General features: G+C 39.4%; 8 protein-coding genes. 4 read left to right on the forward strand and 4 right to left on the reverse strand.

The window, feature by feature from the left end; translation table 11 throughout:
- The 4 genes from ABF638_RS35125 to ABF638_RS35140 all read left to right on the forward strand — a co-directional run.
- A partial coding sequence (locus tag ABF638_RS35125; RefSeq protein ID WP_435027405.1) for a CHAT domain-containing protein occupies positions 1-1,752 on the forward strand: 1,752 nt, incomplete at its 5' end.
- 3 nt (positions 1,753-1,755) lie between these two features.
- On the forward strand, positions 1,756-2,130 hold the full coding sequence (locus ABF638_RS35130; RefSeq protein WP_435027406.1) for a hypothetical protein: 375 nt from the start codon (positions 1,756-1,758) through the stop codon (positions 2,128-2,130).
- Positions 2,130-3,518 (forward strand): hypothetical protein, encoded by a 1,389-nt coding sequence (locus ABF638_RS35135; protein WP_435027407.1) that lies wholly within the window; start codon positions 2,130-2,132, stop codon positions 3,516-3,518. Before ABF638_RS35130 ends, ABF638_RS35135 begins: the two co-directional genes overlap by 1 nt.
- Before the next feature lie 523 nt (positions 3,519-4,041).
- Complete coding sequence (locus tag ABF638_RS35140; protein WP_435027408.1) at positions 4,042-4,545, forward strand: hypothetical protein; 504 nt, start codon at positions 4,042-4,044, stop codon at positions 4,543-4,545.
- A gap of 131 nt (positions 4,546-4,676) precedes the next feature.
- On the opposite strand, the gene ABF638_RS35145 is transcribed toward ABF638_RS35140, so the two are convergent.
- From ABF638_RS35145 to ABF638_RS35160, 4 genes are all read right to left on the reverse strand, one after another.
- On the reverse strand, positions 4,677-6,110 hold the full coding sequence (locus tag ABF638_RS35145) for a sensor histidine kinase (protein ID WP_435027410.1): 1,434 nt from the start codon (positions 6,108-6,110) through the stop codon (positions 4,677-4,679).
- Between the two features lie 497 nt (positions 6,111-6,607).
- On the reverse strand, positions 6,608-6,907 hold the full coding sequence (locus ABF638_RS35150; protein WP_435027411.1) for an AAA-like domain-containing protein: 300 nt from the start codon (positions 6,905-6,907) through the stop codon (positions 6,608-6,610).
- Positions 6,908-7,189: 282 nt separating this feature from the next.
- A complete protein-coding gene (locus tag ABF638_RS35155; protein ID WP_435027412.1) occupies positions 7,190-7,966 on the reverse strand; it encodes a class I SAM-dependent methyltransferase in 777 nt (258 codons plus the stop codon).
- A 34-nt stretch (positions 7,967-8,000) separates the two neighbouring features.
- On the reverse strand, positions 8,001-8,690 hold the full coding sequence (locus tag ABF638_RS35160) for an SDR family NAD(P)-dependent oxidoreductase (protein WP_435027413.1): 690 nt from the start codon (positions 8,688-8,690) through the stop codon (positions 8,001-8,003).
- Positions 8,691-8,919: the final 229 nt, after the last annotated feature.

Consider the following 8,919-nt stretch of genomic DNA (forward strand, 5'->3'; position numbering starts at 1 on the left):
CGTAACAGAATATTAGGAGAACGAGCCGAGAATATTGAAAGTGCGATCGCTGCTTACTCTGCTGCACTAGAAGTTAGAACCCGCAGCGCCTTTCCTGAAAAATGGGCAAGGACGCAAAATAATCTGGGGAATGCTTACTTTGAAAGAATATTAGGAGAAAGAGCCGAAAATATTGAATTGGCGATCGCGGCTTATTCTGCTGCACTGGAAGTATTAACCCGTAGTGCCTTTCCTCAATACCATGCAGAAACTTCGTTAAATCTCGGCAGGTTATACCAAGACGAAAAACTATTTGACTCAGCTTACAATACCTTTGTTTCTGCCATTGCGATAGTCGAAGCTTTGCGCGGAGATATTGTTTCTGGCGAAGAAGCCAAGCGTAAACAAGCAGAAGAATGGAATCAACTTTATAGGTGCATGGTGGAAGTTTGCCTAGCATTGGCAAGAGACACGGAAGCAATAGAATATATTGAACGTAGTAAAACCCGCAATTTAGTAGAACTGTTAACCAAAGCAACATTAACAAATCCAGAAAATTTGCCTTTAGTTGGTAGCAGTATCCACTTTAGAGAAATTCAAAACCTCTTAGACAACAAAACTGCAATCATCGAATGGTATCTTTTTAATGATTGTTTTCGCGCTTTCATTATCACCTCCAATAACAACCCAATAATCTGGCATTCCGATCAACAAAACTTAGATGCCTTAATCCATTGGACAAGTGAATATCTAGGCGACTACTACAACCTGGAAGACCAAGATAAAACCCAATGGCAGAATCAGCTAGAAGAACGCCTGAAAAAGTTAGCAGAAATTCTGCATCTTGAGGAAATCTTAGATCAAGTACCTAAACAATTCGACAGATTAATCCTCATTCCTCATCGCTATTTACACCTGTTTCCTCTCCATGCTTTACCTGTCAAAGAATCATACCTAGTTGACTTATTCCCCAAGGGCGTAGGCTATACACCCAGTTGTCAACTTCTGCAACAAATCCAACTGCGTCAACGTCCTGATTTTCAATCTTTCTTTGCCATTCAAAACCCCACAGACGATTTATATCAAGACTACGAAAAAGATTTAGGAGCCGTTGGAGCCATCAAGAAACAGTTTGCTGATGCTCATATTTTGAAGCAAGACCAAGCTAACAAGTCAGCAATTTTGCTCGGCATTAATGAAAATATTCACAATGTCACACTAAATCAAAAATTGCTGAAAGCTAACTGTGCTTTTTTCTTCTGTCATGGATACTTTAACTCTGCTTCTCCCCAAGATTCTGGTTTACAGTTAGCTGATGGAAACCTGACTTTAGCAGATATCATTACTTACTTCAAACTAAAAAACTGTCGCCTAGTCACTCTCTCTGCTTGCGAAACTGGTTTGACCGACTTGACAAGCACGAGTGATGAATACATTGGTTTACCCAGTGGATTTTTGTTAGCTGGTAGCACCAATGTAGTCAGTAGCCTTTGGACTGTGAGTGCTACAGCTACAGCATTATTGATGATTAAATTTTACGAAGAGCTACAGCAGCAAAGTAATATTGTATTAGCTTTAAATACAGCACAACGTTGGTTAAGGGATACCACAGTCCAAGGCTTTCAAGATTGGCTGATTAACTCCTCACTAAGTTGGGGTTACAAGATATATTTAAAGAAATACTTTGCTGCTAATCATGAAAATGCCTTAACCAAACCGTTTGAATCACCTTTTTATTGGGCTGCTTTTTGTAATATAGGTAAAGGAGTTTAAAAAATGTCAATTTCTAGAAATAGCATCGAAGCTTTTATTCAAGTGCTTGACTCTCAATCAAAATTGATTCCGACTCAAGACTGGAATGAATTGCAGCAACTATCGAGTCAGTTACCAGAAGACAATGAGGAAATTGTAGAAATCCTAGAAAATTGGTTGCAATCAGAATCCCGTAATCAAGTTCTAGAAGCTTATAAGCAAAACCTAGAATCAATCACTGATAAATTACCTATTAATGTAAGTGCAAACATAGGAATAGCTAATAGTAAATCACAGACTCCAGTCAATCAACCTAGTGAATCATCAAAGGAACTTGTAGATAACGCCATAAAAAACAACTCTCCTTTGTCTGAAAACACGAAACCCGACAAAAAATAGTGAAGAATTTCAGCCTCAGCCTTTATGCTTTTCATCTCCGCCACACCCTAACTGAACTTCCCGGTGAAGTTGTGACAGATGCTAAACTCTTGTGGGAAAATTTGGTGAAAGTGGGTGAAAGTTCCTTAACTTTTGTTGGGTTGAAAGATTTACGCTCAAAATTAATTTCTTACCAAAATGGTAAATACGAACCCAATCGGGAAATAGGAAGAATACCAGAACGGTTAATTGATGCTCAAGATTTAGATTTGGGTAGTCTCCCCACAACAGAAGGCTTTAAAATTAATGCTAATCTTCAGCCTTTCTTGCTTAACGATACCTACGCAGTTGATTTAACCCTGATTCCAGAATCACCAAACATTTCCATAGACATACCACAACTGCAACATTTTAAACCAAGTTCCCTACTACCATCTAATATTCAAGCATCTTTAGGACAAACATTATCGATTTATGGAGAAGTAGATCCAACTGAAGATTGTGATACACTAGCTGAAAAATTAGCCATAGCGTTAGTAGCTGGCACAACTTTAAATCCTGTACGAACACAACAAGGACAACTATTCGGTAGTCTTTTATTTGAATACCAAGCACTTGACCCAGATGAACCAGATAATCCTGCGAAACAATGCCATATTTTAATAGTCATTAATAATAGTCAAGCTGCAACAGGAACACTTACAGCAGAAGCTTATGACTGGTTGCTAAATTTGCTTTGTAGCTACCATAAAATACTTTACATTTATCAACTAGCGCGTCAACGCTACCGAGAAGCAAGAACAATTTATAGTAATTTAGAAAATAAAATTCAAGAATTTAACAGCCTGATATCTGAAAATCAAACACAATTATCTGGCTTAAAAATCTTAATGGGAGAAATCCCCAAAAAAAGCTTTGATTACACCAGATGCTTGCAAGATTTACAAACACACCACACAGCAATTACTACTAACATTACTAATTACACAATTTGTTTAGAGAGGATTCAAACTATTGATAGCGGGAATAGCCCCCAATCCTGGCAAGATTTTATTAATAAAGACTGTAAAAAATGGCAAGAACAAATACAAACAGATATTAACTACCTGACTCCAGGTCAAGAATTGTTTGGGCAATTGGTTGATACTATCCGAGGTATAGTAGAAACAGAACAAACTGAGCGCGATCGCTCCTTAGAAAACAAAATCCAAGTATTAGGTATAGGATTTGGTGGTGGTGCGATCGCCTCTGGCGTATTCACAACACATATTGATAAAATTAATCTACCGTTAGTACAAAAACATCCCCTTTACGCATCTTTGTTGTTGAGTGTCTTCGCTACATTCTTTTTTATCGGCATAGGTTGGCTGATAACTCAGCGCCAATATTATCGTAGAGATAAGAAATAAGTAGAGAAATGATAGAACTCTTGTAAACACGGAATTATAGCAGTTTTCAGTTAAGTCTAATACAGCCTTCCCTAACTCTCCCTTTAGGTTACAGTAGTGTACACACAAGTCATTCTGATCCCCTCTAACTATTCCTGGGCTAAGGTGATGGAGGAATAGCTTTTGCTTAGAAAGCTGTAACTCTATATATAGGACTCATATTTGATTTCTGAAAAAACTCAGTACAACTAAGAAGCCTTCTTGACTGTTGCCTATTGCCTGCCTATCGTGCTTGCGCTGCGCTTGTCTGCGACACGCTCCGCGAACGCGCACCATGCAAATTCGTTCAGAAATCAAAGCGGATTCCTATATATAAAGGTTTTTACTGTAATGTTGATAGCAAAAGTTTTATAAGAATATTAGTTTTGAAATCTCAGAAGACTTTAATTTATGAGTCAGCTTGTTCTCATAGTCATATACGAATCTATTATTTACAGGTTCTTGATCCACATCAAGCCATTCATCTAAGAGCGAGGATTTCATCATGAAAGGTTTAATTTTTGGTAGTTTATCTGCTTTAATACTCACTACATCTGCGACAGCTTTAGCGACACCTGTAAAGTATCACCAATCAAATTCAGATACACATACAGTATCCCAAGTAGCATTCAACTCTAACGTTCCTCATATTACTAACTCTGGAGTCAGAAATGATACTCACTTTATCAAAGTGGCTATAGAAGGAATGTCTCTACAAAACCTAATAATTTCTCTACCAAGTCAGATGGAACGCTTTAATGGAGTTCGGATTACAGACCAATCGGGTGGAGAAATTGCAGCTAAGACTGAAATTAGTAAAGAACGTTTATTAATCACCTTTGACCAACCTGTAGTTCCTGGTAGTTCTTTAGAGGTGGAGCTAAGAGGTGTACAAAGAAAGAGTTTAGGTGGGAATGTGCTGCTCTATGGAGTGAGCGGTCAAAGAATTGGGTTGACGGGAGAAATCCCAATTGGAACAGCCAGAATCGATATTCATGAAAAAGGTTAGAATTCTCTGCGGTTTATAGGTTAATACGGTAGGGGCAATAGCCTGCGGGAAGCCGCTTTTCGTTTACATGAATTGCCCCCACCGCGTGTAGTTTTGCTTGATTTATCCCAGTCCTTTTTACTTTTCACCAATTAGATAGAACTACTATATGTAGGTAAATTGATTGTAAACATACTCCCTTCCCCTAACTTCGATTGCACACTTACACTACCACCCATACCTTCTACAAGTGTCTTGACAATCGATAAACCTAAACCAGAACCCCCAGTAGTCTGAGAGCGAGATTCATCTACACGGTAAAATCTCTCAAATATCCGTGCTTGCTGTTGCAAGGGGATGCCATAACCTTTGTCACAAACTTGAATAATTGCTTTATCTTGAAGCTGATTTAACTTAAGAATTATGGGTGTATCAGCTTCAGAATACTTAACAGCATTATCAATTAAATTTAATAACACTTGTTTCAGGCGGCTATAGTCTGCCTTGATTTCAATTGGATAAATTTCTGACTCGATTGTAATTGTGCGATCGCTATATTTTTTTGCCATCATTACAACTTCTTCAACCAATTCATTTAGCACATAAGATTTCATTTGAAAATATAAGTAACCGCTATCTGCTCGCGCTAAATCAAGCAAATCTTGTAGCAGGCGAATAGTGCGTTCAGCTTCCGATGCAGCAGTTTCTAAAGCTTCTTGTTGGGTTGGAGTTAAGTTATTCTGCCTTCGCAAGACGCTTTGCAAATAACCATGTACAATCGTTAAAGGTGTGCGTAATTCATGAGAAACATTACTCACAAATTCTCGCTCTTGCTCCCAAGATTGCGAAAGGCGTGATAACAGCATGGTTAAGGTTTGAGCTAATTCTTTAACTTCACTGGGTGCATTATCAAGATATAGCTGTGCTTTTCCTAAATCATCAGCGGAAATCGCAGAAGCCATTTGATTTAGCTGGCGCAGAGGTTGCAGAGAACGTTTAATATAAAATGCGATCGCAACAGTTAAAATAATAATTGCCAAAACACTAGTAATACCTAAACTCTGCACCATTACCACAAACATTTTCTGTTCGCGGGTAATATCCTTGACTACAAATAACTCGCCCAGTAACTTACCTTGCACTTGCACAGAACTACCGCATAAAACAAAGTAGCTTTGGTTTACTTTGTAAACTTGTGGTTTAATCGGCATCTTAGTCAGAGACATTAACTCAGCTACCGTAGCATCAGATAATAAATCCAAAGTAGCAGATTTTACTAAAATTTTATTATCAGGACTTTTTAGCCATAACAATGTGTTGGTATTTGCTAAATTATTAATAGCCTTTTGCAACCCAGTTTCAGGTTGCATCATTTCACTATAAATTTGTACATCTTGCGGCAAGCGCTTGGCGATTTCTTCTATATTGTATTTATGGCCATCAACTAAAATTTGCTGCATTTTCCAACTAGTCCATGTAGCAAGACTACCTAATACCAAAGCTGAAAATGATGCAATACCAACTGTGAGGCGTGATTGTAAGGAAAATGGGTCTATATTTATCCAAGCTGTTATGATTTGCTTCACTGTTTTGGTTGCGCTGAAGGTGTTCAATAAGGCTAGATCAATCAAATAATGCTGCTGAATATAAAGTTACTGTTAACCGCTACATCCTTAGTCATAGCTGATTTGAAATTACCTCTGTTGCAGACCTACAGTTAAAAGTGCAGCCATTCCAAAAAGATTGATCAATATTTTTATTTCATCGTTCTTTAAACTCCTCTAATCATAATTTAAATGCATTTATTAGTAATTAAATTAATTTCCGCTGAGAATTAACTTAAAATTTTTAATCCTATTTGTTTTATCTTTCTAGCTTGATTCAACGGAGGTACTAAAAGCAATACGCTTGGGTTAAGGGCTAATTGTACAAAATTGTGGGTTGTAGAGACGGCGATTTATCGCGTCTCGAAAACTTTCTAATAGCACTAGGTTGATAAAGGATTAAGAGAAATACCCAATACTGCTCGGGTAAAGCATTTTTAACTCGGAATAGGGTTTGGGAAAAGGTTAAAGGTTAAAGGTTAAAGGTTTTTTCTTTCCCCTTTCCCCCGCCCCTTATCCCCAGAGGGGGCCCCACCTTCCCCTTTTCCCCAAAACCCGACAAGTATTGGAGAAATACCTTGCTTTGCTGCCAGAATTTCAGCATAAGTCTTTGCCAGTCTAGGATTTTCTTGCAGTTTGATCAACTGTCGCCATAAATGATCGCGGTAAATGCCACCAATCGTCCAGCAGTTGTCCAAATTTGATAGGACAAACGAGCCAGCTTGTGTGCAGTAGCAGTTATTGCTTTGGGTGCGCCCAAGCGAAAACGTAAGCGGCAATAAAATGCACCTCTTCAGAACGGCTGTGAGTCAGAGAAAAAGCCGCCATACGAAAAGGATTTGCAGCACGATTGACAACAGTACGAGTTTGATGGCCAACAACTAGGGCGGCTTAATTATAAGTAATCATCCGAACTTGATATTACATCTGTATCAGATTTTTCGTGAAATGGTATTACCCATTATCAATAACTTGATTGGAGCAATGATTGCTGAAGTATGAATTTAAAATACTGAAACTGACTAACCTTAGCGCAGGATTAGCGAATGTGCGTAGCCTCATTACGAATTAGATTGCGGTGATTTGGCGATCGCAGCCCAAACTCTATGATGAACCTGAAGAATTGGTGTGGGATATCTTGCTTCGAGTAATTTTGCCAATTCCTGGTCAAATACTTCTACCTTTTCTGGTGTCAAACTGGCTCCCACGCCAGCGCTAGCACGAATTCGTCCCCGCCAAGCCTCGTGTGTATAAGGTACAAATACATCGTAAGAAAATGTACGGATTTCTCTAAATCCTCCTTCGCCAATATCTTGTAACCACAGGGGATACAAGCCATTACCGCCGCCCAGATTCCAGGCGGGATTATGAGCTTTGATCAGTTGTTCCGTTGCTTCAACGACATTACCTTTTAAGGGTATCCAATCAAAATGAGCGATCGCGATCGAGCCATTTCCTTTCAATATCCGAGTAATTTCTTGGACGACACGCGGACGATCAAACCAATGCCAACACTGTCCAGCTGTCACCACATCTGCACTTGCATCTGGTAACTCGGTATTCTCGGCAGTTGCGACTCGATAATCTACTTTCAGTTGGGCAGATTCGTTTAACAGTCTGGCTTGTTCTAAAAGTGACACTGATGGGTCTATACCAATTACATAAGCACCCCTATCAGCAAAGCCCCGCGCTAGTGTTCCTGTTCCTGTGCCGAGGTCAACAATATTCTGCCCTGGTAAACCTATACCATATTCAGACAGTTTGTTGAATAATGAACTGGGAAAGCCAGCGCGGTGTTTTGCATAATCAGTAGCAGTTGCACCAAAATCAATTTTCATACCTTCAAAACTCTTCTTGTAACAATTGTCTAGGCTAGAAGTTCTCTACCCACGGACGTAGTTCTACTTCATAAGTCCAAGCACTGCGGGGTTGGCGGAGGATATTGAGATAAGTTTGAGCGATCGCATCCGGGTCAAGAGTACTATCAGGATTATCCACTGGATCTTGACGGACTGCTGAACGGATTCCACCATCAATCACGAAATGCGCCACATGGATATTTTTTGGTGCTAATTCTCTAGCAATACTCTGAGCCAAACCGCGCAGTGCAAATTTACCCATTGCAAAGGGAGCAGACAGCGGATAACCCTTAACACTAGCTGAGGCTCCAGTAAAAAATATAGCACCGCCGCCAAGTTGCAAAAACCTTTTGGTAGCAGCTTGGGCTACAAGAAAGCCACCATAAGCAGTGATATCTAGGGTTTTTGCCACCTCACCAGGGTCTAGATCAACAAGAGGCCCCCGCACCCGAAAACTGGGATTGTAAACAACAACATTCGGGGAACCGACTTTTTGATCGATATTAATAAATAACTGTTCTACTTCATCTGGCTTTGAGGCATCAGCGGCGAAACTAACCGCCCCAATTTCACTACTCAATTGAGTGAGTTTTTCAATTTGGCGAGCCGCTAAAGCTACGGTAAATCCTTCTTTGGCAAATAGGCGAGCTAAAGAAGCGCTTAGTCCATCACCTGCACCGACAATTAAAGCTGTTGTTGCCATATTTTAAACCTGTAGTGCTTATTCTGCCTAGCTTAGAGCTTTTCTTAATGCCATTCGATTAAAACATTCATAGATTAAGAATTGAGCGTAACTGAAGATAGTTGTGAATCTAATACGATTCGGTTAAGGTTTTTTGATGAAAATTCTAGCTCACAAAGACGCGATGAATCATTACAAAGACGCGATAAATCGCCGTCTCTACAAAGGACTGATTATTGTAGAGACGGCG

It is taken from the genome of Nostoc sp. CALU 1950 (assembly GCF_051172895.1).
GTDB lineage: Bacteria > Cyanobacteriota > Cyanobacteriia > Cyanobacteriales > Nostocaceae > Nostoc > Nostoc edaphicum_A.

Coding starts and splice junctions, on each gene's coding strand:
- ABF638_RS35130 (WP_435027406.1), top strand. CDS start 1,756: ATGTCAATTTCTAGAAATAGCATCGAAGCTTTTATTCAAGTGCTTGAC.
- ABF638_RS35140 (WP_435027408.1), top strand. CDS start 4,042: ATGAAAGGTTTAATTTTTGGTAGTTTATCTGCTTTAATACTCACTACA.
- ABF638_RS35155 (WP_435027412.1), bottom strand. CDS start 7,966: ATGAAAATTGATTTTGGTGCAACTGCTACTGATTATGCAAAACACCGC.
- ABF638_RS35160 (WP_435027413.1), bottom strand. CDS start 8,690: ATGGCAACAACAGCTTTAATTGTCGGTGCAGGTGATGGACTAAGCGCT.